This is a genomic window from Achromobacter sp. FW305-C-28 (assembly GCF_058783235.1).
Genome location: NZ_JBYSYL010000005.1, coordinates 296,213 through 321,514 on the forward strand (window position 1 = coordinate 296,213; position 25,302 = coordinate 321,514).

The 25,302-nt window shown below is 68.7% G+C and carries 22 protein-coding genes; 9 read left to right on the forward strand and 13 right to left on the reverse strand.

Going from position 1 to position 25,302, the window contains the following annotated elements; translation table 11 throughout:
- Positions 1–96: 96 nt before the first annotated feature.
- The 4 genes from AC3WMR_RS15615 (at position 97) to AC3WMR_RS15630 (ending at position 6,758) form a co-directional block, all read left to right on the forward strand.
- Positions 97–2,568, forward strand: coding sequence for a TonB-dependent siderophore receptor (locus tag AC3WMR_RS15615; RefSeq protein ID WP_492264295.1), 2,472 nt, complete (start codon positions 97–99; stop codon positions 2,566–2,568).
- Between the two features lie 72 nt (positions 2,569–2,640).
- The gene (locus tag AC3WMR_RS15620; RefSeq protein WP_492264294.1) at positions 2,641–3,162 is read left to right on the forward strand and encodes a sigma-70 family RNA polymerase sigma factor; all 522 of its coding nucleotides are present in this window, start codon (positions 2,641–2,643) and stop codon (positions 3,160–3,162) included.
- The gene (locus tag AC3WMR_RS15625) at positions 3,159–4,112 is read left to right on the forward strand and encodes a FecR domain-containing protein (protein ID WP_492264293.1); all 954 of its coding nucleotides are present in this window, start codon (positions 3,159–3,161) and stop codon (positions 4,110–4,112) included. Before AC3WMR_RS15620 ends, AC3WMR_RS15625 begins: the two co-directional genes overlap by 4 nt.
- Before the next feature lie 183 nt (positions 4,113–4,295).
- Positions 4,296–6,758, forward strand: a complete 2,463-nt coding sequence (locus tag AC3WMR_RS15630; RefSeq protein ID WP_492264292.1) for a TonB-dependent siderophore receptor — start codon at positions 4,296–4,298, stop codon at positions 6,756–6,758.
- A 57-nt stretch (positions 6,759–6,815) separates the two neighbouring features.
- Here the strand turns inward: AC3WMR_RS15630 and AC3WMR_RS15635 are convergent, their stop codons facing one another.
- Genes AC3WMR_RS15635 through acnA form a run of 3 tightly spaced genes read right to left on the reverse strand, consistent with a single transcriptional unit; the run spans position 6,816 to position 11,548 of the window.
- Positions 6,816–7,871, reverse strand: a complete 1,056-nt coding sequence (locus AC3WMR_RS15635; RefSeq protein WP_492264291.1) for a lactonase family protein — start codon at positions 7,869–7,871, stop codon at positions 6,816–6,818.
- A gap of 50 nt (positions 7,872–7,921) precedes the next feature.
- On the reverse strand, positions 7,922–8,818 hold the full coding sequence (locus AC3WMR_RS15640) for a GntR family transcriptional regulator (RefSeq protein ID WP_492264290.1): 897 nt from the start codon (positions 8,816–8,818) through the stop codon (positions 7,922–7,924).
- 24 nt (positions 8,819–8,842) lie between these two features.
- Positions 8,843–11,548, reverse strand: a complete 2,706-nt coding sequence (gene acnA / locus AC3WMR_RS15645) for an aconitate hydratase AcnA (protein ID WP_492264289.1) — start codon at positions 11,546–11,548, stop codon at positions 8,843–8,845.
- Between the two features lie 85 nt (positions 11,549–11,633).
- Between acnA and AC3WMR_RS15650 the strand changes: the two genes are divergently transcribed.
- Positions 11,634–12,632: a Bug family tripartite tricarboxylate transporter substrate binding protein gene (locus tag AC3WMR_RS15650; RefSeq protein WP_492264288.1), complete on the forward strand. Its 999-nt coding sequence runs from the start codon at positions 11,634–11,636 to the stop codon at positions 12,630–12,632.
- Here AC3WMR_RS15650 and AC3WMR_RS15655 read toward each other — a convergent pair.
- On the reverse strand, positions 12,616–13,293 hold the full coding sequence (locus tag AC3WMR_RS15655) for a 2OG-Fe(II) oxygenase (RefSeq protein WP_492264287.1): 678 nt from the start codon (positions 13,291–13,293) through the stop codon (positions 12,616–12,618). The two genes, AC3WMR_RS15650 and AC3WMR_RS15655, sit on opposite strands and share 17 nt — an antisense overlap.
- Entirely contained in the window at positions 13,290–13,934 is a 645-nt protein-coding gene (locus AC3WMR_RS15660) for a DNA-3-methyladenine glycosylase family protein (RefSeq protein ID WP_492264286.1), read from the reverse strand. Before AC3WMR_RS15660 ends, AC3WMR_RS15655 begins: the two co-directional genes overlap by 4 nt.
- Positions 13,935–14,182: 248 nt before the next feature.
- Between AC3WMR_RS15660 and AC3WMR_RS15665 the strand changes: the two genes are divergently transcribed.
- A complete protein-coding gene (locus AC3WMR_RS15665; protein ID WP_492264285.1) occupies positions 14,183–14,872 on the forward strand; it encodes an HAD family hydrolase in 690 nt (229 codons plus the stop codon).
- 75 nt (positions 14,873–14,947) lie between these two features.
- On the opposite strand, the gene AC3WMR_RS15670 is transcribed toward AC3WMR_RS15665, so the two are convergent.
- The 3 genes from AC3WMR_RS15670 to AC3WMR_RS15680 all read right to left on the reverse strand — a co-directional run bounded on the left by AC3WMR_RS15670 (position 14,948) and on the right by AC3WMR_RS15680 (position 18,220).
- Positions 14,948–15,721 (reverse strand): short-chain dehydrogenase/reductase, encoded by a 774-nt coding sequence (locus AC3WMR_RS15670; RefSeq protein ID WP_492264284.1) that lies wholly within the window; start codon positions 15,719–15,721, stop codon positions 14,948–14,950.
- Between the two features lie 175 nt (positions 15,722–15,896).
- A complete protein-coding gene (gene rtcA / locus AC3WMR_RS15675; RefSeq protein WP_492264283.1) occupies positions 15,897–16,934 on the reverse strand; it encodes an RNA 3'-terminal phosphate cyclase in 1,038 nt (345 codons plus the stop codon).
- 56 nt (positions 16,935–16,990) lie between these two features.
- On the reverse strand, positions 16,991–18,220 hold the full coding sequence (locus tag AC3WMR_RS15680; RefSeq protein WP_492264282.1) for an RtcB family protein: 1,230 nt from the start codon (positions 18,218–18,220) through the stop codon (positions 16,991–16,993).
- 200 nt (positions 18,221–18,420) lie between these two features.
- On the opposite strand from AC3WMR_RS15680, the gene rtcR reads away from it, so the two are divergent.
- On the forward strand, positions 18,421–20,049 hold the full coding sequence (gene rtcR, locus AC3WMR_RS15685; protein ID WP_492264281.1) for an RNA repair transcriptional activator RtcR: 1,629 nt from the start codon (positions 18,421–18,423) through the stop codon (positions 20,047–20,049).
- 95 nt (positions 20,050–20,144) lie between these two features.
- Positions 20,145–20,684, forward strand: coding sequence for an MgtC/SapB family protein (locus AC3WMR_RS15690; RefSeq protein WP_025139258.1), 540 nt, complete (start codon positions 20,145–20,147; stop codon positions 20,682–20,684).
- A gap of 62 nt (positions 20,685–20,746) precedes the next feature.
- Here AC3WMR_RS15690 and AC3WMR_RS15695 read toward each other — a convergent pair whose 3' ends face one another.
- The 3 genes from AC3WMR_RS15695 to AC3WMR_RS15705 form a co-directional block, all read right to left on the reverse strand.
- Positions 20,747–21,133 carry a VOC family protein gene (locus AC3WMR_RS15695; protein WP_025139259.1) on the reverse strand — a complete coding sequence of 129 codons (387 nt, stop codon included), beginning with the start codon at positions 21,131–21,133 and terminating at the stop codon, positions 20,747–20,749.
- A gap of 96 nt (positions 21,134–21,229) precedes the next feature.
- Positions 21,230–22,222, reverse strand: coding sequence for a formylglycine-generating enzyme family protein (locus AC3WMR_RS15700; protein WP_492264280.1), 993 nt, complete (start codon positions 22,220–22,222; stop codon positions 21,230–21,232).
- Positions 22,223–22,292: 70 nt separating this feature from the next.
- Positions 22,293–23,162, reverse strand: a complete 870-nt coding sequence (locus AC3WMR_RS15705; protein WP_492264279.1) for an AraC family transcriptional regulator — start codon at positions 23,160–23,162, stop codon at positions 22,293–22,295.
- A gap of 116 nt (positions 23,163–23,278) precedes the next feature.
- Between AC3WMR_RS15705 and AC3WMR_RS15710 the strand changes: the two genes are divergently transcribed.
- Entirely contained in the window at positions 23,279–23,821 is a 543-nt protein-coding gene (locus AC3WMR_RS15710) for a carboxymuconolactone decarboxylase family protein (protein WP_492264278.1), read from the forward strand.
- A gap of 55 nt (positions 23,822–23,876) precedes the next feature.
- Here the strand turns inward: AC3WMR_RS15710 and alkB are convergent, their stop codons facing one another.
- On the reverse strand, positions 23,877–24,536 hold the full coding sequence (gene alkB, locus AC3WMR_RS15715) for a DNA oxidative demethylase AlkB (RefSeq protein ID WP_492264277.1): 660 nt from the start codon (positions 24,534–24,536) through the stop codon (positions 23,877–23,879).
- Between the two features lies 1 nt (position 24,537).
- Positions 24,538–25,233 carry a 2OG-Fe(II) oxygenase gene (locus AC3WMR_RS15720; RefSeq protein ID WP_492264276.1) on the reverse strand — a complete coding sequence of 232 codons (696 nt, stop codon included), beginning with the start codon at positions 25,231–25,233 and terminating at the stop codon, positions 24,538–24,540.
- Positions 25,234–25,302 lie beyond the last annotated feature (69 nt).

A 25,302-nucleotide genomic window follows, 5' to 3' on the forward strand; every position in this document is an offset into this window, starting at 1 on the left:
TAACCGGAACGGCGTGATCGGCGTTCTCACGCTTCATGTAGGGAAAGCAGCCCGCTCGACGGGCCGCATTCCTCCCTCGTGAACCAGGACTTCTTCATGCCTTGCCAACCCCTTTCCGCGGCCCGCGCCGCGAATGCCGCCCGCCGCGGCGTCCTGCCGCGCACGCGGCTGTGCGTGACGCTGTCGCTGGCCCTGCCGCTGGTCGCGGCGGTGTGGCCCGCCGCGTCCGTCCAGGCCCAGGCCGCCCCGGCCGCGCGCACGGTGTCCTTCAATGTGCCTGCTGGCCCGTTGGGCGCGGCGCTCGGCGCCTTCGGCATGCAGGCGGGCGTGATGGTGGCGTCCGACCCGGCGCTGACGCAGGGCGCGCGCACCGATGGCGTGTCGGGCGCCTATTCCGTGGATGCGGCGCTTGCGCGCCTGCTGGCAGGGACCGGATTGCAGGCCGTGGCGCGCGGCGAGGGCGGCTATCGATTGCGCCAGGCAGGGACGGGCCAGGCGCAGACGCTGGCGCCGGTGACCGTGACCGGCAGCTATCAGGCCACCACCGATGGCACGGGGTCGTATACCTCGCCCGCGGCCACCATCGGCAAGACCACGCAGGCGTTGAAGGACATTCCCCAGTCCATCACCATCCTGACGCGCCAGCGCATGGACGACCAGGACATGACCAGCCTGCCGGACGCGATCAACAACACCACCGGCATGGTGGGCGTGCAAGGCGTGGGTCCGGGCATCGCGATCAACTCGCGCGGCTTTCCGGTGGACATGCTGCAATACGACGGCGTGCCGCTCTTGCGCAATAACTACAGCCTGGGCAACTGGGAACAGGATTCGCTGGTGTTCTACGACCGCGTCGAGATCCTGCGCGGCGCGGCCGGCCTGCTGCAAGGGGCCGGCAGCCCGGGCGGCGCCGTCAACCTGGTGCGCAAACGCGGCGGCGCCGAACCGTCGGTGGTGGTCACGGGCAAGGTCGGTTCGTGGGACCGCTATGGCCTGCAATTGGACGCCGGCAGCCCGTTGAACGCAGCCGGCACGCTGCGCGGCCGGGTGGTGCTGGACGATGACCGCAGCCATTCGTACACCGATTACGTGTGGGACAAGACCCGCAACCTGTACGCGGCGCTGGACTACGACATCAGCCCCGACACCACCGCCGGCATCGCGGTCAGCAACCGCTTCAGCCGCTCGCGACCCATGTTCGTGGGCTTTCCGCGCTTTGCCGATGGCGGCGACATCGACCTGCCGCGTTCCACCTACACGGGGTCGACCTGGAACCGCGCCAAGAATGACCAGACCGTGTTCTACGCCGACCTGGAACACCGCTTCAGCGAGGCCTGGCGCTTCAAGCTGGGCGGCGTTGCCATGAACGAGAAGAACACCACCGTGCACCAGCGCGTGGCCAATGCCGTGCAGCGCGATGGCAGCGGTTTGTCGTATGGCAATTTCGGCGTGGACTTCGACAGCAAGCAGCGCGGCCTGGACATGTCGGTCAGCGGCGATTTCACGGCGCTGGGCATGAAGCAGGAAGTCGTGCTGGGCGCGAACTATTCCAAGCTCACGACGCAAGACCGCTTCACGCGGGCCTGGAGCAATAGCGACGGCAATATCTTCGACATCGACCACAACCGGCCGTGGCAGGATATCGACAGCATCGCAGCCGCCAGCGGCTACGACAGCCGCAGCGCCTACGACATCCGGCAGAAGGGCATCTACGGCACGTGGCGCGTCAAGCCCACCGAGTCGCTGTCGTTGATCGGCGGCGGCCGCGTGGGCTGGTATGACTTCACTTACCGGTCGGCCGGCGAGACCTCGGCCACGACGGAATCCGGCCGCTTCATTCCCTACGCCGGCATCGTCTACGCCCTGAGTCGCGACTGGTCGATCTACACCAGCTATACGTCCGTGTTCGAGCCGCAGACCGATCGCAGCGTATCGGGCGCGTTGCTCAAGCCGGTGGAAGGCGCCAATTACGAAGCCGGCGTGAAGGGTGAGCTGGCCGATGGCCGCGTCAACGTGGCGCTGGCCGTGTTCCGCTACGACCACAAGAACCGCTCGGTGACCGACTACGACAACGGCTTTGCCTGCGACGGTTGGTATTGCTCGCGCGCGGCCGGCAAGGTGCGCAGCCAGGGCTTCGAGGCGGAAGTGTCGGGCGAGGTGATCCAGGGCCTGCAACTGTTCGCCGGCTACACCTACAACACCACCAAGTACCTGGAAGACCCGGACAACCAGGGCAAGATCTTCAACACGTGGACGCCCAAGCACATGCTGCGCCTGTGGGCCAACTACAAGCTGCCGGGTGACTGGAACCGCCTGAGCGTGGGCGCCGGCGTCAACACGCAGACGCATACGCTGAGCTCGGACCGCAAGTTCGCGCTGGCGGGCTTTTCCGTGTGGAATGCCCGCGTGGGGTACCAGGCCACGTCCGAGCTCAGCTTCGGCCTGAACCTGAACAACGTGTTCGACAAGAAGTACTACGTGCCGTCCTACAACACGATCAGCAGCAACAACTACTACGGCGAGCCCCGCAATGTGATGCTGACGGTGCGCTACGCGCCGAAACTGTAGCGCGGGGGCGGGGCGGCCGCGATGGGATAAAATAATAATTATTCCCATTTAGATTTCATCGCGAGCCGCGCCGTGTCCTCGACCGACTCCCTGCCCAACGACGCTGTCACGCAGATCTACCGCGACCACCACGGCTGGCTGTCCGGGTGGCTGCGCAAGAAGCTAGGCAATTCCTTCGATGCCGCCGACCTGGCGCATGACACCTTCGTGCGCCTGATGGGTGCGCGCGTGCGCGAGGGCGGCGGGGCCGAACCGCGTGCGCTGCTGACGCACATCGCCAAGGGCCTGGTGGTGGATCACTGGCGCCGCCGCGCGCTGGAAGACGCCTACCAGGCGGCCGCCGCGCAGTTGCCGCCTTGCGAGGCGCCGTCGCCGGAAGTGCGGGCGCTGATCCTCGAAACCCTTTACGCCATCGACGCCACCCTGCGCACCTTGCCCGCCAAGACGCGCGAGATATTCCTGGCCTCGCAATTCGACGGCATGGCCTATGCCGACATCGCGCGGGTGCAGCGCATGTCGCTGGCCACGGTCAAGCGCCACATGCAGAAGGCGCTGACGGCCTGCCTGGTAGCCTATCACGCGAGCGCAGCATGACGGCGGCGCCGGACCGCGCACTGCTGGAAGAGGCCGCCGGCTGGCTGGTGCGGTTCCAGTCGGAAGCGCTGTCGGCGTCGGACCACGCCGCCTTTGAACGCTGGCGCGGCCGTAGCGCGGCGCACGCCGCGGCCTGGGCCCGCGCCGAGGACATGCTGCGCAGTTTCGGGCAGGTGCCGCCCGCCCTGGGGGCGCAGGCCTTGCGGGGGCTGGACCGGCCGGGGCGTCGCCAGGTGCTGCGCAACGTGGCGGGCCTGCTGGTGCTGGGGCCGGCCGCGTGGCTGGCCTGGCGTGAACTGCCGTGGCGCGAGTGGGCGGCCGATGCGCGCACGGCCGCCGGAGAGCAGCGCCGCCTGCAATTGGCTGACGGCACGCAACTGATCTTGAACACCGCCACGGCGGTGGACATCCTGTACGCCGCGGATCAGCGTGTCGTGTGGCTGCGGGCGGGTGAAATCCTGCTGACGACCGGCAAGGACCCGTCGCCGGTGCACCGGCCCTTCATCGTGCGCACGGCGCAGGGCACGGTGCAGGCGCTGGGCACGCGCTTCCTGGTGCGCGACGAAGGCAGCCGCGTGCGCGTCGCGGTGTTTGAAGGCGCCGTGGATATCGGGCCGGCGGGCGGCGGCGCGCATCGCGTGCTGCAGGCCATGCAGCAGACGGTGTTCGATGCCGGGCACGTCGCCGCGGCCACCGGCGCGGATGCCGGACAGGCCTCGTGGGAGCACGGCATGCTGGCCGCGACCAACTGGCGGCTGGCCGATCTGGTGGACGAGCTGGCGCGCTATCGCCGCGGCTTTATGCGCTGTGATCCGGCCGTGGCCGATTTGCGGGTGTCGGGCGCCTTTCCGCTGCACGACATCGACGCCGGCCTGCGCCTGCTGGAAAAGACGCTGCCGGTGCGGATCAGCCGGGTCACGCCGTACTGGGTCAGCGTCACGGCGCGCTGACCCGGCCGCGCGGCAAGGCCGCGCCAGGCGCGGGCCGGCTGATGGCGCAGCGGCCCGGTACGCCGGGTGGCCCGTTACAAATTAATCGCCGATTTCCTGACACTTTTTTCGCCTTCGTCCGGTGTACCGGGTGAATGATCGCGGCCCGGCCGCGACGCCCAGCCCCTAACGAAGGATCGTCACATGGTTTCCCGAAGCTCGCATCCCCAGTCCGTTTACCGTACCCCGGCCGCGCCATCGCCCGCGGTGAGCGCGGTGCGGGCCGTCAGCCTGGGGGTGGCGTTGCTGTTCGCAGCCACCGCGGCGCCGTCCGTGCGCGCGGCCGATGCCGCCAGCGCCCCGGCCGGCAAGGCCTACGCCATCGGCGCCGGTCCGCTGGGTGACGTGCTGGCGCAATTCGCCGCGGCGGCGGGCGTGCCGCTGTCGTTCGACCCGGCCGTGCTGGCGGGGCAGCGCAGCAGCGGCCTGAACGGCGTCTATACGGTGCGCGACGGCTTCGCACGCCTGCTGGCCGGGTCCGGCTACGCGCTGGCCGAGCAAGGGGGCGGCGCCTATTCGCTGCGCAAGCTGCCGGCGCCGGAAGCCGGCGTGACGACGTTGCCCGCAGTGACCGTGGCCGCGGCGGGCGTGAGCCCCTCGGGCCTGCCCGTCGAATACGCCGGCAACCAGGTGGCGCGCGGCGGCCGGCTGGGCCTGTTGGGCAACCAGGACGTGATGGATACGCCGTTCAGCGTCACCAACTACACGGCTGACCTGCTGGCCAACCGCCAGGCCGTCACCTTGGCCGATGCGCTGAACGTGGATTCTTCCGTGCGCTTCACCGGACAGATCGGCGGCGTGACCGATTCGTTCTACATCCGCGGCTTTCCCATCGGCGAAGGCAACCTGGGCGAGATCGCCTTCGACGGCGTTTATGGCGTGGCGCCCAACTACCACGTGTTCACCGACTACATCGAACGCGTCGAAGTATTGAAGGGCCCTGCGGCGCTGCTGTACGGCATGTCGCCCAACAGCGGCGTGGGTGGGGTGATCAACATGGTGCCCAAGCGCGCCTTGCCCGAAGACCTGACGCGCCTGTCGGCCGACTACGTGGGCTCGTCCCAGTTCGGCGGCCGTGTGGACCTGAGCCGGCGTTTCGGCAATGACGGCGAATGGGGCGTGCGCGTCAACGCCATGCACCGCCAGGGCGATACGCCGCTGGATAACCTGCATTCGCGTACGGACATCGGCGCCTTGTCGCTGGACTACCAGGGCACGCGGCTGCGCGCGTCGCTGGACGTGCTGATGCAGAACGAAAAGGTCGATGCGCCGACGCGGCCCTTCCTGGTGGCCTCGGGCCTGCAAGTGCCCGATGCGCCGGATGGCCGTCGCAATGCGACCCAGCCCTGGGGCTGGTGGAAGTCCGACGGCCAGTCGGCGCTCTTGCGCGTGGAATACGACATCAGCGACCGCCTGACCGTGTTCGCGGACGCGGGGGGATCGGATACGTACGTGACGCGCCTGTCCGACCAGACGCCTACCATCGTCAACGCGGCCGGCGACACGCTGGTGACGCCCAACAACTCCAAATTCCAGATCGACCGCAGCACCTACAACGCAGGCCTGCGCGCCAAGCTGGACACCGGGCCGGTGCGCCACGCCATCAGTTTCATGGGCAGCCTGTACAGCGACCGCAACCTGCAGGCCAGCGTGCAGGGCACGCCGCTGTCGTCCAACATCTACCATCCCGTGACGCGGCCCGAGCAGTTCATTCCCGCGCCCGCCAACCTGCCCAAGGTGTCGTCGTCGGACCTGACCGGCTTCGCGCTGGCCGACACCATGAGCATCCTGGGCGACCGCGCGCAACTGACGCTGGGCGTGCGCCAGCAACGCATCGAGTCGCGCAACTTCAACGCCACTACCGGCGCGCGCACGCTCAGCTACGACGAAAGCGCCACCACGCCGCTGGCCGGCCTGGTGGTCAAGCCGTGGAGCAATGTGTCGCTGTATGCCAACTACATCGAGGGCCTGAGCAAGGGCGACGTGGCGCCGGCTACCGCCAGCAATGCGGGGCAGGTGTTCAAGCCTTACAAGGCCAAGCAGAAAGAGGTCGGCATCAAGGTCGACCTGGACAGCGCCATGCTGACCCTGAGCGCGTTCGAGATCACCAAGCCCAGCGGCCAGTTGACCGGCAACGTGTACGCTGCCGACAGCGAGCAGCGTAATCGCGGCCTGGAACTGAACCTGTCGGGCGAGCCGCTGCGCGGCTTGCGTCTGTTGGGCGGCGTGACGCTGCTGGACGCGGAATTGACGCGTTCCAGCAATCGCGCCGTGCTGGGCAACCAGCCGGTGGGCGTGCCGCCCGTGATGGCGAACCTGAGCGCCGAATGGGATACGCCGTGGGTGGCGGGGCTGACGGTGACGGGCGGCGTGATTCACACCGGCAAGGAATACGTCAATCAGGCCAACACGCAATCGGTGCCGTCGTGGACCACCTTCGACCTGGGCGCGCGCTATGCGACGAAGGTCCAGGGCAAGGACGTGACACTGCGCGCCAACGTGGTCAACGTGTTCAATCGCGGCTACTGGTCCGGCGTGGCGTCGTACGGCACGATTTCGCAAGGCGTGCCGCGCACGCTGATGCTGTCGGCGTCGATGGATTTCTAGGCGCGTGCAGGGCCTGGCCGGCCCTGTTTTTCGACGCCCTGCACCCCGCCATGGTGTTCACGCCAATCTGGGCGCGAACACCATGCAGACAGGGCTGCCGACCGGCTGTGTGCCGCCGTCATGGGCGAGCGTACCGTCGTCGGGATGCACGCGGAAACGTTCCAGCGTATCGCTGTCTTCGTTCAGCGCGAAGAGGAAGCGGCCGTCGGGGGCCAGCGTGAAAAAGCGCGGCGTGCTGCCGTGCGTGGCGGCGTGCTGCGCCGGGGCCAGGCGCCCGGTCTGCGCATTCACCTTGAACACCGCGATGCTGTCGTCGCCCCGGTTCGACACATACAGGTGGCGGCCGCGCGCGTCGATCGCGATGCCCGCGGCGCGGCTGTTGCCGGTGTACGTATCGGGCAATGAAGGCAATACCTGGAAGGGGCGCAGCGCCTGTTCGTCCAATGCGTAGGCCGTCACGGTGTTGTCCAGTTCGTTGATGACATAGGCCCACGGCGCCGAGGGATGAAACACCGCGTGCCGCGGGCCAGCCCCTTCGCGCGCAGTGGCGGCATGAATCGCCGGATCGCCCACGCGGTCGTCGTGCAAGGCATGCAGGAACACGCGGTCCAGGCCCTTGTCGGGCACCATCACGTAACGTCCGGTCGGGTCCACCAGGTTGTAATGCGGCTTGGCGTGGGGCTGCTCCTTGCGGTGCGGCCCCGGCTCGCCCGGCATGGCGATCTGCTGCGCAACCGGCTCCAGGCTGCCGTCGGCGGCCACGGGCAGCACGGCCAGCGTGCCGCTCAGGTGGTTGGACACCATCAGGTAGCGGCCCGAGGGCGCCAGCGCCAGGTGCACGGGGTTCAGGCCGTCGCACGACTGGCTGCGCCAACGCGTCAGCCGGCCGCTGCGCGCATCGCGCAGCAGCGTGCTGACCTCGCGGCGGTCGCCGTGCACCGCGTACAGCACGGGCAGCGACGGGTGCGGCAGCAGGTACGACGGGTTGACCAGGTCGCCAACGACCTGCGTGGGCGTCAGCGCGCCGGTGTCCGGCGCATAGTCGAAGACGCTGATGCCATCGCCGCGCGCATGGCGTTCGCGGGTGGTGCGGGAACCGATGTAGACGTGCATGGCCAGGGCCTGTTCCGGTAAGACAAGAAAAAGGCCATGCCAGGCAGGCCCTACGAAGCGAGGATGCCGCTGATGCGGGTCAGGTTGTCGAGCGTGCTGCGCAGGTGGGCGGCCAGCGCCTGGGCGGCCTCTTCGTTGCGCTCGCGTTCGAGCAGGTCGAGAATTTCCAGGTGCTGGTCGCAGTGCTGCTTGTAGCGGCTGCGGTCCTGCATCGAGCGGTACGACAGCAGCCGGCGCACGCGGTTGACGCGCTTGATGGTGTCGATGAAAAACGGATTGCCCGAGGCCTCGACCAGCGACTCATGAAAGCGCACGCCGCGGTCGTGCAGCTGGTCGGCCGTGTCGGTGGCGATGCCGCCGTCCAGCAGGTGGCGTTCGGCGGCGCGGCAGCGTTCCAGCACCGGCTTGTCGATGCGAAAGCCAGGCTCCAGCAACGCCGCGGGCTCCAGCGCCAGGCGCAGCCGGTACGACTGCAACAGGCTGTCAGGCGTGGTCATCATGGACGAGAATTCCCAGCCGTAGCCCGGGCGCCGCTGCGCCCAGCCTTCCTGCGCCACGCGCGCCAGCAAGGCCTGGGTCTGCGCCTGGGTCAGCGCGTAGCGGCTGCGCAGCAGCGCCTCGCTGCACTGCATGGGCAGTTCACCCCGCAGCAGCTCGTCGGCCAGCTGGAAATAGCGCTGCGTGACGATGTCGTCGGCGGCGGGCGGGGCCAGGTCCATCGGCGCCTGTGCCAGGGCGTCATAGGCATGCAGCAGGAAGTAGCCGCGGTTGGGTTTGCGCGCCACGATGCCGTGCTGTTCCAGGATGCCCAGCGCGTCATTGACCGGCGAGCGCGACAGGCGCAGGCGATCCGCCAGTTTCTGCGCCGTGAGATGGGCGCCGCCGGGCAGGCGGTCTTGCCGGATCAGCTCCAGGATCTTGCTTACGGTGTTGGTCTGCGCGCTCATGGGATGGCCCGGGTTGCGGGGGCCTCAGCTGCCTGGGCCCGGTTCGGCCGGCGCCTGTCCATGGGCGCCGAGGGTATCCGCTAGGATAGCGGGAATCACCCCGCCCATTCGCAACAGACGCAGTTCCAATTGGGTTTCCACGGCGGCCGTGGCGGTCAGCGGTTCCTGACGGCCATCGGCGCGCAGCACGCGTACCGCGACGGCCTGACGCGGCGCCAGGGTGTCGGCGGGGCAGTCGATGTCGATGCGGTCGCCGGGCTGGATATTCAGGGTCTGCGGCGTGACGCCCGCGGGCAGGCGCAGGGGCAGGATGCCCATGCCGATCAGGTTCGAGCGGTGGATGCGTTCAAAGCTCACTGCCAGCACCGCGCGGATGCCCAGCAGCCGCTGGCCCTTGGCGGCCCAGTCGCGCGACGAGCCGGTGCCGAAACGTTCGCCGGCCAGCAGCACCACCGCGTCGCCGTCGCGCCGATAGCGGTCGGCGGCTTCCCAGATGGGTTCGAGGCGGCCGCTGGGGGCGTGCAGCGTATGGCCTGCCGGGGCGCCGGGGCACAGCAGGTTGGCCAGGCTCTTGCTGTAGAAGGCCGCGCGCATCATCACTTCCCAGTTGCCGCGGCGCGAGGCGAACACGTTCAGGTCGTCGCGGTCGTCGCCTTGCGCGACCAGGAAATCGGCGATCGGGCTGTCCGGCGGAATCGCGCTGGCGGGCGACAGGTGGTCGGTGGTGACGTCGTCGCCCAGCACCAGCAGCGGCCAGGCAGCGTAGCGGCCCAACTGGCTGGCGGGGCCGGCGGCGGCAAAGGGCGGGCGGCGCAGCGCGGTCGATGCCGGGTCCCAAGGAAAGCGCGGTGTGTCCGGCGATTGCAGCGCCTGCCATTCCGGGTTGGCGCTGGCTATCCGGAATGCGCGGGCAAAGTCGTCGGCCCGCAGGCCCTGCGCCAGCGCGGCGTCGATCTCGGCGTCGTCGGGCCACAGGTCGCGCAGGTACACGGCGTGGCCGTCGGGTGCGACCTGCACCGGTTCGCGCGACAGATCGCGTTCGGCATCGCCGGCCAGCGCAAAGGCGATGACCAGCGGCGGCGACATCAGAAAACCCAGGTCCAGGTCGGGATGGATGCGGCCGGTGAAATTGCGGTTGCCGGACAGCACGGCCACCGGGTGGATGGCGCCGGCAGCCATGGCGTCCTGCACAGCCTGGGGCAGCGGGCCCGAGTTGCCGATACAGGTGGTGCAGCCGTAGCCGACGATGTCAAAGCCCACGGCGGCCAGGTCGTCCACCAGGCCGGCGCGCGCCAGGTAGTCGGCAGCCGCGGGCGAGCCGGGGCCCAACGACGTCTTGACCCAGGCCGGCACCGTCAGCCCGGCGCGGCGGGCCTTGCGCGCCAACAGGCCGGCGGCGATCAACAGGCGCGGGTCAGAGGTGTTGGTGCAGCTGGTGATGGCGGCGATGGCGATGGCGTGGCGCGGCAGCGCGGGGGCTGGGGCGGATGCGGGATTGGCGGGCGGCGTGGATGCGCGATCGGCTGACGACGCGGATTGCGGCGCGCCTTGCGGTTGGAACTCCAGCGCGGCCAGGATCTCGCGCGTCTGGCGGTACGGGTGCAGGTCCTGCGGCCGCTTGGGGCCGGCCACATGCATCTGCACCTGGTCCAGTGCGATCTCGATCTCGCGGGTATAGCGGGGGTGGGCCGCCGGGTCCAGCGCGATACCGGCGCTTTCGGCGTAGGCGCCCACCCGCGCGATGTGGGCCTCGTCGCGGCCGGTCTGGCGCAGGTAGTCCAGCGTGGCGCCGTCGATGGGGAAATAGCCGGTGGTGGCGCCGTACTCGGGCGCCATGTTGGCGACCACGCAGCGGCTGCCGGCCGATAGCGTCGCAACGCCCGGGCCGAAGAATTCGACGAATTCGCCCGACACCTGGATGGCGCGCAGGCGCTGCGTCACCGTCAGCGCCAGGTCGGTGGCGGTGACGCCAGGGTCCAGCTTCCCGGTCAGGCGTACGCCGATCACGTCGGGAATGCGCAGCAGGGTCGGCATGCCGAACATCACCGTCTGCGCCTCCAGCCCGCCCACACCCCAGCCCAGCACGCCGATGCCGTTGATCATCGGCGTGTGGCTGTCGGTGCCGATCATCATGTCCGGGTGCAGCACGCCGGCGTCATGGCACACGACGGTGGCCAGTTGCTCCAGGTTGATGGTGTGCATGATGCCGGTGCCGGGCGGGTGGATGCGCACGTTCGACAAGGCCTTCGAGGCCCAGCGCAGGAAGCGGTAGCGCTCGGCATTGCGGCGCAGTTCCAGCGCCAGGTTCTGCGTGGCCGCATCGGGCTGCGCATAGGCCTGCACGGCCAGGGAATGATCCACCGATACGTCCACCGGCAGCACCGGGTTGAGCACTCGCGGGTCGACCCCGGCCTCGTCCAGCGCATCGCGCATGGCGGCGATGTCGACCAGCGCGGGCGTGCTGGTGGTGTCGTGCATCAGCACGCGGCCGGGCTGGAACGCGATCTCGGCTTCGCTGGTGCCGCGCGCCAGCCAGGCCATCAGCGCGGCCACGGCCTCGTCGCGCTCAACGCCCTGCATGTTGCGCAGCGCGTTTTCCAGCAGCAGCCGCAGCACCACCGGCAGGCGGTGGTAGTCGGGGCCGACCGTCGCGGCTGAATCGATATGGGTATAGGCCACGCCGTCCAGCGTGAAACCGGTGCGGCGCGGCGAAGCATTGGTGTTTTCCATAGCTGCCAGTTTTGCATATTGAGTGCATAAAATGCAATTAAGGAAAAACCCGGCCGCCACGACGCAGGCCACCCAGGAGACAGACATGTCCTTCATCCGCACCCTTGCCGCCAGCGCGGCCCTGACCGTGGCGGCCGTTGCGCCGCTGCATGCCGCCGACACCGCCGCACCAGGCGTCGGCAGCGGCCGGCCCATCACCCTGATCGTGCCATTCGCCGCGGGTGGCGGCGTCGATGGCATGGGCCGCCTGCTGGCCGAACGCCTGCGGGCCGAACTGCCGCAGGGCGTGGTGGTGGAGAACAAGCCGGGCGCCAGCGGCATGCTGGGCGCGCAGACGGTGGTGCGCTCAGCGCCCGACGGCACGACCTTGCTGCTGGGCTCGGCAGGCGAAACCGCCATCAATCCGCTGGTGTTCAAGGCCAAGATGCAATACCAGCCCGAACGCGACCTGGCGCCGATTGCGCTGGTGGCGCGCGTGCCCAACGTGCTGGTAGCCAGCCCCAAGCTGCCGGTGGCCACGGTGCAGGAGCTGGTGGCCTATGGCCGCGCCAACCCGGACCGCCTGACCTACGCCACCAGCGGCGTTGGCAACCCTCAGCACCTGAACGGCGAACTGCTGCAATCGCTGGCCGGCATCAAGATGGTTCACGTGCCGTACAAGGGCGCCTCGGCGCAGCTGGTGGACGTGGCCGCGGGCAGTGTCGACCTGACCTTCGTGAGCCTGGCGGGCGCGCTGCCGTTCATCAAGAGCGGCAAGGTCAAGCCGCTGGCCGTCACGTCGGCCAAGCGGGCCTCGTTCGCGCCCGACATTCCCGCCGTGGCCGAATATGCACCGCTCAAGGATTACGCGCTGGAAAACTGGTTCGGCATTTTCGTGCCGGCCGCCACGCCCGTCGCGGTGCGCCAGCAACTGGCCGCCGCCATCGACCGCTGCCTGCGCGATGAAAAACTGGTGGCCAGCCTGCGCGAACTGGGCGGCGAGGTGCAGCCGATGACGCCGGACGCGTTCCGCGATTTCATCCAGGCCCAGACCGCCGTGTTCGCCAAGGTCGTGGCAGACGGGCATATCACGGCGGAGAATTGAGGTCCAATTCCAGCCCCACCCGCACCCCGCTGCGCACGCGGCTGATGGCGTGGCGCAAGGTCGCGCGGTAGTCGCCCTGCGCGCCGCGAATGGGGCGGTGCGCGGCGGTGATCAGGGCGGCGTCGCCCAGGGCCAGCGGCAGCACCAGGGGGCGCGATTGCTGGCGGGGGCGTTGCTCGGTCATGACGAATTCGCCGCCCGTGAAGTCGTGGCCCGGGGCGGTCAGCAGGGCGACCAGCCGCAGCGGAAAGGCCGATTCATCGGCGTCGTATTCCAAGGGATGGGAATCGCCTTCGCGCAGGCGGTGGATCACGGCGGGGTTCGGCAGCGCCGGCGGCAGGCTGTGCGTGTCGCGCCCCAGCCGCTGCGCCCAGGTCTGCGCCAGTGATTCAAGCCGCGCGTGCAGCGCCGCCTGCAATCCTGCCAGCGCCGTGGGCAAGGGCGCATCAAGCGAGGCGCGTTCGCCTTGCCCGGCGGGGGTAGGTAAGCGGTGGAGGCCGCCGGCCTTGTCGTTGCCCTTTGGGTCGTCGAGCCGCTGCGCTAATTCCCGTGCCTGGGCTGGCGTAAACAGCGCGGGCAATAGTGCCCAGCCTTCGGCTTCCAGCGCCTGTTCGATGCGTGCCCAGTCGTAGCGGTCCAGGCCCTGAGCCATCGCGCTCATGCGGCCTCCGTCGGCGTTGCCGGCATGCGCCACAGATACCACGCCGCGATGGTGCGATAGGGGCTGAAGGCCTCGCCGATCGTGCGCATCTGCGCGGGCGAGGGCGCCTTGTCCAGCCGTTTCAGGCGGCGATAGCCCTCGCGCACGCCGTAGTCATCCACCGGCAGGATGTCCATGCGTTCCAGCGTGTAGATCAGCAGCATCTCTACCGTCCAGCGGCCCACGCCGCGCAGCGCCACCAGGCGTTCGACCAGCGCATCGTCCGTCATCGCCAGCGCTTCGTCGCGGCCGGGAATGACGCCGTCCAGCGCCGCCTGGGCGATGCCGCGGATGGTAGCCAGTTTGGAGGCCGAAAAGCCGCAGTCGCGCTGGGCCTGCGGGTCGGTGCCCAGCAGCCTGGCGGGCGGCGGAAACGCCCGGCCGGGATACAGCGCCAGGAATCGCCCCAGGATCGCGTCGCCGGCACGCGCATGCAGTTGCTGATAGGCGATGGCGCGCACGAGGGCTTCGTAAGGGTCGCGCGCCGGCCGCGATTCGTGGCGGCACGGGCCGATGGCGGCGACGTGGCGGGCCCAGTCGTCGTCCAGGGCAGCCAGATGTTTGGCGGCACGCCTGTACAGGGCGGTAGGCGGCGGCGGCATCGGGGGCGCCGCGGCGGCAACGGCTGCGGGCGTTTTGCGGGCGGATAGGCGGGCAGGTCGGCGGGCAGGCTTGGGCGGCGAGGCAGCGGGGGTGGGTTTCTGAGGCGTCATGGACGACGGGCTGTGGCAGGGGAAGGACAGCATAGCGGCCCGCGCCGGAATTGGCACTCCGGTGCTTGCCATCGCGGCCGTCTGCTGCGGTGCAGTATGCTCTAGGGCTTCCCGGACCCTTTTCCCTGCTGCCCGCAATGACTGATTTTCCTTTTGACGCCGTGCTGTTCGACTGCGACGGCGTGCTGGTCGATTCCGAGCCCATCACCGCCCGCGTCCTGACCGACATGCTCAACGAGCTGGGTTGGGCGATCACGTTCGAAGAGGCCACCCGCATCTTCACCGGCAAGGCCGTGCGTGACGAGCTACCCCTGATTCAATCGAAGACCGGCGTGGCCTTGTCGCCCGACTGGTTCGCGCAGTTCCGCGAACGCCGTAACGGCGCGCTGGACCGCGAACTGCTTGAAATTCCCGGCGCGCCGGACGCGGTGCGGGCCCTGCACCAGGCGCTGGATGGCCGCATCGCCGTCGCCTCGGGTGCCGACCGCCGCAAGGTCGAATTGCAGCTGGCCAAGGTCGGCATCGCCGACTGCTTTGGCGAGCGAGTCTTCAGTGGCCATGAAATGCCGCGCAGCAAGCCGTTTCCCGACGTCTACCTGGCAGCCGCCAGCGCATTGGGCGTGGACCCGACGCGCTGCGCGGTGGTCGAAGACACCGTCACCGGCGCCACGGCCGGCGTGGCGGCGGGTGCGACGGTATTCGGCTATAGCCCGGACGCCAACGGCCACAGCAGCCCCGAGGCCCTGCGCAGCGTGGGCGTGGCGCATGTGTTCACCGACATGAAGCAATTGCCGGCCCTCTTGGCCGGCTGGGCCGCGGCGCGCTGACGCGCCGGGTGAAATCCGGCAGCCCGCCCGCTCAGGGTGGCGCCGCCGTCCAGGCCATCGATCTGCCCGCCGGGATCAGCGGGCGTACTGCTCGCCGCCATCCAGGTCGATGACCGTGCCGCTGAGATACCCCGCCCGGGGCGATGCGCCGAACACCACCATGTCGGCCACTTCCTCGGCTTGCATCAGGCGGCCGAAGGGCAGGTCGGACAAGGTTTCTTCCCAGCGCGATTCATCTCCCCAGCGGGCTTGCGCCCGCTGTTTGGCCAGCGTCAGCACGCGGTCGGTGCGGGTGCGCGACGGATTCACGCCGAACACGCGCACGCCGTGGCGCGGCGCATCGCCGCCCAGGGCACGCGTGAAGGCGATCAGCGAGGCATTGGCGGCCGCGCCGCAGATGTAGTCGGCGCGCGGGGCCGACCCGGCCATGCCGATGACGTTGGCGATGACGCCCGCGCCGGCCTGCCGCATCAGCGGGTAGTAGTGGCGGGCCAGGTCGATGTAGCCGTGCACCTTCAGTTCCCAGCCTGCGCGCCAGCGGTCATCGGCCACCTGGTCCAGCGCGCCGCCCGGCACCGCGCCGGCGTTGTTGACCAGGATGTCCACGGCGCCGGCCTCATCCAGCACCCGCGCGGCGGCGCCCGCCTGGGCCAGGTCCAGCGCCAGCGTGCGTACCACCTTGCCCGTCTGCGCCTGGATCGCCTGGGCCGCAGCCTGCAGCGCCGCGGCGTCGCGCGCGACCAATATCGGCTCGGCGCCTTCGCGCGCAAAAACCGTGGCGCAGGCCAGGCCGATACCCTTGGATGCGCCTGTCACCAGCACGCGCTTGCCTTGCAGCTGCAAATCCATCCGAAGCTCCTCGCGGTCGCGTCCGCGGACGACATGCCGGGGCGCGGTGGGAAATCGACCCCGGGCAACCCGGTGTCGTACAGCGCTGTTGTAAACCAGATGTTGTTGCCGGAACAGCCGTGGCCGCTGCCAGGCAACTGCCTGCCGGCATTCAGGATGCCGTCTGCACCGGCATTCAGGCCGGCGCAATATCGACGCGATGCCCGCCCGCCTGCGCGGCATGGCGGATGGCCACGGGCAGGAAGCGTTCGATCACCGACGCATTCGTGCTGGTATGCCCCGTGATCTCGGTGCAGGTGAAATGCGCCGGTTGGCCGCTGTCGTGCACCGCCAGCGCCAGCAGCAACAGCCATTGGTCGGCCAGGTGCGGCCCCAGCGCCGCATTGCTGGCGAGATACGCGCCGACCTCGCGCGCCAGCGTGCCAGCCACCATTTCCGCGTTGACGCCCTTGGCGCCGTACGCGGTGAACACCTCGGTTACGTCGGTGTACGCCAGCGTCGCGGTCAGCGCGTTGCCAGGGCCTTCGTTCTGGTGCGAGGCGGCGACCAGCAGCTGGTCTTGCGTCCAGTTCAGTTGCTCGGCCAGCACGTCCAGTTCGCGCCGCGCAATGGCGCGTGGCAGGCCCGCCACGATGCATTCCGCGGACAGGCTTTGCGCCGCGCCGCGCTGCGCGATATTCACCGGCGCGAGACCGCCTGCCGCAGGCGTGATCTCGGCCATCACCATGCCGCCACCGGCCGGGTAGAAGCCGCGGCGGCGCAGGTCCAGCGCCAGCCCAGCGCCCAGCTTGCGCGCCAGCGGCGCATAGGCGTGCGCCAGGAAATCGAACGACGGCGCCAGCGGGTTATGCGTGCCGCCCTGCAGTTCCAGGCGGCTGGGGCCGTCGGCCCGCAGCAGCGCCGGCAGCACGGTCTGCAACACCAGCATGCAGCTGCCGGCGCTGGCGATCGCGTAGCGGTAATCGCCCGCGCGTATCGGGCCCGGCGTGAAGCGCAGCTGTTGCGAGCCGAGTTCCGCGCCTTCGCACTCGGCGCCGCTGATCTGCATCGCCGCCTGCACGCAGGCCAGATGCTGGCGCATCAGGCCGGGCTTGGCACGCTTGGCGCGGATGCGCTCGATGCGCAGCGGCATGCCGGTAATCATGGAAAGCGCGAGCGCGGTGCGCAGCACCTGCCCGCCGCCTTCTCCTTCGGAACCATCCAGTTCAATCATTGCCATTCTTCTTGTTCAACGTCTTGTTCAACCGGGCGGGTTCAGCCCCGTTTTTTTCAACCCTTCACGCACACGATCTGCTTCAGGGTGTAGACCACTTCCACCAGGTCCTGCTGCGCCTGCATCACGGCGTCGATGTCCTTGTACGCCATCGGGATTTCGTCGATCACGTTGGCGTCCTTGCGGCATTCCACGCCTTCGGTCGCGGCCACCTGGTCGGCTACCGTGTACAGCTTCTTGGCCTTGGTGCGGCTCATCTTGCGGCCGGCGCCGTGGCTGCAGCTCATGAAGCTTTCCGGGTTGCCCTTGCCGCGCACGATGTAGCTCTTGGCGCCCATGCTGCCCGGAATGATGCCCAGCTCGCCCGCCTTGGCGCTCACCGCGCCCTTGCGGGTCAGCAGCACCTCTTCGCCGAAGTGGGTTTCGCGGCTGACATAGTTGTGGTGGCAGTTCACCGCTTCCATGTGCGCCTCGAACGGCTTGCTGATCACCGAGCGCACCGCGCCCACCAGGCGATGCATCATCACTTCACGGTTGGCGCGCGCGAACTTCTGGGCCCAGCCCACCGCGCGCACATAGTCGCCGAAGTACTTCGAGCCTTCCTCGAAGTACGCCAGGTCCTGGTCGGGCAGGTTGCGCTGGTGCTGTTCGGCGTCTTTCTTGGCCAGCTCGATGAACATCGTGCCGATGGCGTTGCCGACGCCGCGCGACCCCGAGTGCAGCATGAACCACACCGTCCCCGCTTCGTCCAGGCACACCTCGATGAAGTGGTTGCCGGTGCCCAGCGTGCCCAGGTGCTTGTAGTTGTTGGTGTTGCGCAGGCGCGGGTAGTCCTGGCACAGCGCCTCGAATTCGGGCGACAGGGCGCGCCAGGCGATATCGGTTTCATCGGGCGGTGTTTCCCACGACCCCTGGTCGCGGCCGCCGCGGCGCGGCGAGATGCCGTGCGGCACGGCTTTCTCGATGGCCGCGCGCAGCGGGCCCAGGTTGTCCGGCAGGTCGTTGGCGTGCAGCGTGGTCTTGCACGCCATCATGCCGCAGCCGATGTCCACGCCCACGGCGGCCGGAATCACGGCCTTGATGGTCGGGATCACCGAACCCACCGTGGCGCCGATGCCGTAGTGCACGTCCGGCATGGCCGCGATGTGCTTGTAGATGATGGGCAGGCGGGCGGCGTTTTCCAGTTGCTGGAGGGCTTCGGCCTCGACCGGCACGCCCTCGGTCCACATCTTCACGGGAACGCCCTGGGCGCCTTGGTGCAGCTTGTACGTCATGTTCTTCTCCATTGCATAGTGAGGGGCGGCGGGCCTTGCGCGCCGCCTGCTTCTATCTATGCAATCGTCGTGCCAGCTTTTGAAAATAGCCTGCATGAATCTTGCAAGCCTTTGATGTGAAAGGGATTGATGTGTGTTGCGGCGGGGTTGCCTGCGGCGGGGTGACTGTCTAGAATCCTGATAACTTATAAATATAGCTAGAAATATAGAAAATGAAATCGATCGTGGTCGTGGGGTTCATCGGCACGCAGCTCGATTCCGGGGCGGGGCCGGCCCGTTGGGAAAAATGGCGTCCCACCGTCGCGCTTACCCAGCACGAGGACCGGGTCATTGCCCGCATGGAACTGCTGTACACGGCCCGCCACCGCCGGCTGGCCGAGCTGATCCAGGCCGACATCGCGGCCGTGTCGCCGGAAACCGTCGTCAACCTGATCGAAGTCGCGCTGGTCGACCCCTGGGACTTCGGCGAGGTCTACCACTGCCTGTACCAGTGGGCGCGGGCCTATCCGTTTGACGTCGAGCGCGAAGAATACTGGGCCCACATCACCACCGGCACGCACGTGGCGCAGATCTGTCAGTTTCTGCTGGTGGAATCGCGCGTGTTGCCCGGCGTGCTGGTGCAGACGGCGCCGCCGCGGCGGCAGCGCCCGGGCCAGCCGGGCGACCTGGCGCTGATCGACCTGGACCTGTCGCGCTATGACGTGATCGCCCAGCGCTTTGCCGACGAGCAGCGCGATGCGGTCGACTTCCTGAAACGCGGCATCGCCACGCGCAACGCCAAGTTCAATGCGCTCATCACCGAGATCGAGCGCGTGGCCTTGCGCTCGCGCGCGCCCATCCTGCTGGCCGGGCCCACCGGCGCAGGCAAGTCGTTCCTGGCGCGCCGCATGTTCGAACTGAAAAAGGCCCGGCACCATATCGCCGGGCCGTTTGTCGAGGTCAACTGCGCCACCCTGCGGGGCGACACGGCCGCGGCGGCCTTGTTCGGCCACAAGAAGGGCGCCTACACCGGCGCGGCTGCGGACCGCGCGGGCCTGCTGCGCACCGCCCACGAGGGCGTGCTGTTCCTGGACGAAATCGGCGAATTGGGCGTGGACGAACAGGCCATGCTGCTCAAGGCCATCGAAGAGCGCCGCTTCTACCCCGTGGGGGCTGACCGTGAGGTCGAAAGCGACTTCCAGCTGATCGCCGGCACCAACCGCGACCTGCGGCGCGAGGTCGCGGCGGGGCGCTTTCGCGAAGACCTGTACGCCCGCATCAATATGTGGACCTATGACCTGCCCGGCCTGGCCGCGCGGGCCGAAGACATCGAACCCAACATCGACCACCTGCTGGCGGCCTACGCCACCGAGCATCACCGGGCCGCGCGTTTCAACGTCGAGGCCCGCCAGGCCTACCTGGCCTTCGCGCAAAGTTCGGATGCTCCCTGGCGCGGCAACTTCCGCGATCTTTCGTCCAGCATCGCACGGCTGGCCACGCTGGCCGAAGGCGGACGCATCAGCCTGGATTTGGTCGCGGCCGAGATTTCCCGGCTGCGCTGGCTGTGGCAACGCGACGGGCAGGACGCACCGGCCACGCCGGCTGCGCCGGACCTGCGCGCCTTGCTGGGCGATGCGCGCGTCGACGCCATGGATCTGTTTGACCAGCTGCAACTGCAAGCGGTGCTGCAGGTCTGCGTGCAGGCCCGCAACCTGTCGGACGCCGGCCGCCGGCTGTTCCAGGCGTCCCGCACCGAACGCAGCGTGGTCAACGATGCGGATCGCCTGCGCAAGTACCTGGCCAAGCATGGGCTGCATTGGGAACAGTTGCGGACGGACGCGGCCTGGGTGGCGCCCCTATAGGGCCAGATCCTTGTCGCTGCTATGCTGGTTCCGGCCGGCACTGCGATGCCCCTTGCCGCGCCATTCAGCGTTCACCCCCTTGCCCGGAGACGGCGATGTCGGAAATCTGGTTGGAAGTCTGGACCACCTTGCGCAGCGAATTCGCCGATATCCCGGATGTCGGCGAAGCCACGCGCATCGTGTTGCGCCTGGGCATGGCGGTCATCCTGGGCGGTCTGCTGGGCTATGAGCGCGAGCGCAGCGGCAAGGCGGCCGGCTTGCGCACCCACATGCTGGTGGCGCTGGGCGCGGCGATCTTCGTGCTGGTGCCGCTGCAGAACGGCATGCAGGTGGGCGACCTGAGCCGGGTGTTGCAGGGCGTCATCGCCGGCATCGGTTTCCTGGGCGCGGGCGCGATCATCAAGCTCAGCAATGAACGCGAGATCCGCGGCCTGACCACGTCGGCCAGCATCTGGATGACGGCGGCCATCGGCGTGGCCGCGGGCATGGGCCGCGAGGCCACGGCCGTGGCCAGCACCTTGATGGCGCTGTTCGTGCTGGCCGTGTTGCGGCGGGTCGAAGCGCGCATTGCCGGCAAGGGCGCCAAGCGCGTGATCGAAAACGAAAAAGGCCTGGTCGAACGCGACAAGGCCTGAAGGGGTTGGACAGCGGCCAACCTGCGCAGAGAAGGCGGCGACGATCCGCGCCAGATGGGCGCCTACTTCTTCAACTGCACCAGCACGAACTCATTGCCGTACAGGTCGATGAAGTGCGCATACACGGCGAAATTGTCGTGCACCGGTTCGCGCGTGAACCGCACGCCCCGGGCGGCGAAGCGGGCATGGTCGCGCACGACGTCGTCGGTGTAGAACACGCCTACCGGCTGGCCGCCGGTCTGGTCGCCCACACGGTCGCGTTGCGCCTGGGTCTGGGCCTGCAACAGCCACACGCCCACCGAGGGCTGTTCGGGTAGCCGCAGGTGCACGAAGCGTTGCTGGCCCACGGCCATGTCGACGAACACCTCCATGCCCAGCTTGTCCTGGTAGAAAGAAATGGCGGTGTCGTAATCGTTGACGAGCAGGACGAGACGGCCCAGCGAATGCATGTCAGGACTCTCTTTGTAGTGGTATGTGCGGCTATGCTAACCGCTATACGCTGGCGGCTGTTGTCACGGCCCCCCGGTGCGCTCGCAGCGCGGGCATCAGTCGGTTTCGCGCAACAGGCGAAAACCCACCAGCGGATAGCGTGTTTCGGGCGTATTCCAGTTGCGGTAGGCCGACCGCACGTACAGCGCCCAGGTGTGCCATGAGCCGCCGCGGCGCACCCGCACATTGCCGCTGGCCGGGCCTTGGGGGTCGTCCTGGGGCGAGTGGGCGTAATAGTCTTCGCCGTACCAGTCGGCTACCCATTCCCAGGCATTGCCGTGCATGTCGTACAGGCCGAAGGCGTTTGGGGCGTAGGTGGCGACCGGCGCGGTGAAGGTGTGGCCGTCGCTGCGCGTGGCCGCGAAGGCCTGCCACTTGGGCCACAGCGGCGCCGCGTCCGCGTCGAAGGTATTGGCCACGCCAGGCAGGCCGGCGGGATCGTCGCCGTGTTGATAGCGGGTACGGCCGCCGGCCCGCGCGGCGTATTCCCATTCGGCTTCGGTGGGCAGGCGGTAGACGCGGCCTTCCTGCTGGCTGAGCCAGCGGGCCAGGGCGGTGGCATCGTTCCAGCTGACGTTGACCACGGGGTGCTCATCCGTTTGGGCAAAGCCGGGATTACGCCACGAATAGCGCGTGTCGCGCCCTTCGAAGGCGTCGCCGCGTTCGGTCTTGTCGGGGTCGTAGGCGGCGTTGTAGCCGTAGCCGCCAGTGCCGTCGGCCTCGGATTCGGGCACATAGCCGGACGCCTCGATGAAGCGGCGGAACTGGCCCACGGTGACCTCGGTGCGTTCAAGGTAGAACGGACGGGTGATGCGCACCGTGTGCACCGGGGCTTCGTCGAACAGCTGGGCGATGCGTTCTTTCGGGTACTGCGGGAAGTCGCGCGCGAGGGCCTCGGGCGTTTCGTCGCTGCCCATCTGGAATGTGCCGGCGGGCACATGCACGAAGGTCATGCCCAGAGAATTTTCGACCAGGGCAGGCGGTTCGGCCGACCAGGCCGGCACGGTGGCCAGCGTACAGAGCAATGCCAGGGCGATGGGTAGGCGCATGACGGGCCGCAAGAAAGGAAAGCGCAGATAGTAGGCCCCCGGCATCGTTGCCGCCAGCCCTGGCGAACCCTCACTCGGGAACCACTGAATCCAGCCACGCACGCGGCGAGGCGCCCAGTTTTCGGCTGAATGCCCGCGACAGGGCCGAGGCATTGGCGTAGCCCAGTTCCGCGGCAATCGCCTTGACCGGGCGGCCGTCGCGCAGCCGCGACTGAGCCAGCGCCAGGCGCCAGTCGGCCAGGTAATCGGCCGGCGGCTGCCCCACGGCATCCTTGAACGCCGCGGCAAAGGCGCTACGCGACATGCCGGCGTGGCCGGCCAGGTCGGACAGGCTCCAGGGCGCGCCGGGCGTCTGGTGCATGGCGACCAGGGCGCGGGCCAGCCTGGGGTCGGCCAGGCCCGTCATCAATCCGGCCTGGATGCCGGCTTCGGCGGGATGGTCGATCAGCCAGCTCAGCAGTTGGATCAGCACCACTTCAAACAACCTGTCGGCCAGCAGGCGCTGGCCGCAGCGCACGGATTCGGTTTCGGCGAACAGCAGCGCCAGCGCCTGTTCCAGGCCGTGCACACGGGCCAGCGGCAGCGCGATCAGCGCTGGCAGCGCGCGTACCAGCGGGTTGCGCGCGCCGCCGTCGAAATCCAGCGTGGCGCAGGTGAAGTCGGAACCGTCCTGTGGCGGGTTGTGGAAATCGTGCCGCACCGGGCGCGGGTAGAACAGCAGCGTCGGTTCGGTCAGCGCCAGCCGCCGCGGCAGGCCCGCGCGCGCCGGGTGCCGCACTTCCATCTGGCCGCGCCGCAATACGTGCAGGAAACCGCGGCCGGTCTCGGGGGCAAAGCGGGTCAGCCCGCACATCGGACCGCTGTGGAACAGCCGGGCGCGGGCACGGAACTGCTCCAGCAGGGCGGACAGGCGGTCGACAGGTAGGGGTGGCGCGGGCATGGACGAATAGGTATGTTTCGTGGACGAAAGGTATCCAATGCTACTGCGGATTGCGGAATACTGGGTTCCAGCCAGCAGCCATTCCGGTCTGGCCCTTCAACCCCAAGGAACCCCTCATGTCCCGCATTCCGCTTGTCGATGCCACCTCTGCCCCGGCTGCCAGCCGCGACATCCTGCGCCAGATCCATGGCGCGTTCGGCGCCACGCCCAACATGTTCCGCGCGGTGGCCAACTCGCCCGCCGCCCTGCAAAGCATATGGGCCGCGTTCGGCGCCCTGGGCGGCGGCGTGCTGCCTGCGCAACTGGGCGAGAAGGTCGCCGTGGCCGTAGCCGACAGCAACCGCTGCGAATACTGCCTGGCCGCGCATACGGCGTTGGGCAAGAAGGCCGGCGCCAGCGCCGAGCAGATGGCTGCCGCGCAAGCCGGCCGCGCCGACGACCCGCAGACCGCGGCGGCGCTGGATTTCGCGTTGAAGCTGGTGCGCGACCGCGGCCAGTTGCGCGACGCCGACATCGCCGCGTTGCGCCAGGGCGGTTTCGACGACAGCCAGATCGTCGAGCTGTTGGCGCACGTGGCGCTGAATCTGTTCACCAACTACGTCAACGTGGCGTTCGACGTGCCGGTGGACTTTCCGAAAGTGGCGCTGCGCGCGGCCTGACAGGACGGTGGGTGCCGGTTTGAGGACCCGGCCGGGCACCACGCCGTGCCAGTCCTCAGCCGGCCCGGCGGATCGTGAAGTTGATCCGCCGGCTTCCCAGCAGCGGATGCGGATGATCTTTCAACGGCATCACGCCATGAAAGCGCAGCCGGTCCACGCCGCCCCAGACGACCACGTCGCCATGGAACAGCGGCACGCGCTGGCTCTTGTCTGCGCGGTCGTGGCCGCCGAACAGGAACACCGCCGGCATGCCCAGCGAGACCGAGACGATCGGCCAGCCATAGTCGCGCTCGTCCTTGTCCTGGTGCAGCGACAGGCGCGAGCCGGGTTCGTAGCGGTTGACCAGGCAGGCATCCGGCGCAAAGCCGGGAAAGCCGGCTTCGGCGGCGGCGCGCCGCGCCAGGTCGTCGAAGGCGGCGGGCATGTCGGGCCAGGGCTGGCCCGACAACGGGTCGTTGCGGCTGTAGCGATAGCCGCGCGCGTCCGTCGTCCAGCCAAAGCGGCCGCAGTTGGTCAGCGCCACCGACATGGTGTAGCCGCCCGGGGTGACCATGTTGCGAAACGGCGCCTGCTGCGTCACGGTGTCCACGCCGGCCAGCAGCGCCGCCGCGTCGGGCAGGGCGTAGCCGCGCAGCACCATCGATTGCGCGCCCAGCATGTCACGGCCCGATTGCGGGGTCTCGTCGTCGCCGAACAGATCCAGGGTAGGGCCCATGTCAGGTCGCATCATGGAAGATCACGCCCAGCGTATGGCGACGCCCTTCGCGCAAGGCGCTGACGCCATGGCGCATGGCCACGCGGCGCCAGCCGCGCGCGCCGGCCACGGGACGCTGGTTGACGGTGAAGACCAGCGCATCGCCCTGTTGCAGCGGCAGCACTTCGGCGCGCTGGCCGTGGCTGTCGGTTTCGGTCATGACGAATTCACCGCCGGTGAAGTCTGCGTCCGGTTGCGACAGCAGCACGGCCACCTGCAGCGGAAACACGTGTTCGCCGTACAGGTCCTGGTGCAGGCAGTTGTAGTCGCCCGGGCCGTATTGCAGGATCAGCGGCGTGGGCCGGCGCTGGCCGGCCTGGTGGCAGCGCGCCAGGAACGCGGCGTGGTCGTCCGGGTACTGCACGGCAATGCCCATCTGCTTGTTCCAGCGGTTGGCGATGGGCGCCAGGCGCGGGTACAGGGCGGTGCGCAGGTTGTGCAGCAGCCTTGGCAAGGGGTAGGCGAAGTATTTGTATTCGCCCCGGCCAAAGCCATGGCGACTCATGACGATGCGGCTGCGGTAGCGCTCGTCGTCGCCATAGGCGGCGGCCAGCGCCTGGCACTGTGCGGGTGTCAACAGGCTGGCCGCCACGGCATGGCCGTGCGCGTCCAGGTCGGCGGTGATGCGGGTCCAGTCCAGGGTGTCGAGCTTGCTCATGGTGGCTAGAACAAAGGGCGCTACAGCAGATACGGGATACGGTTCAGTCTACGCCGCGGCAACCGGCGC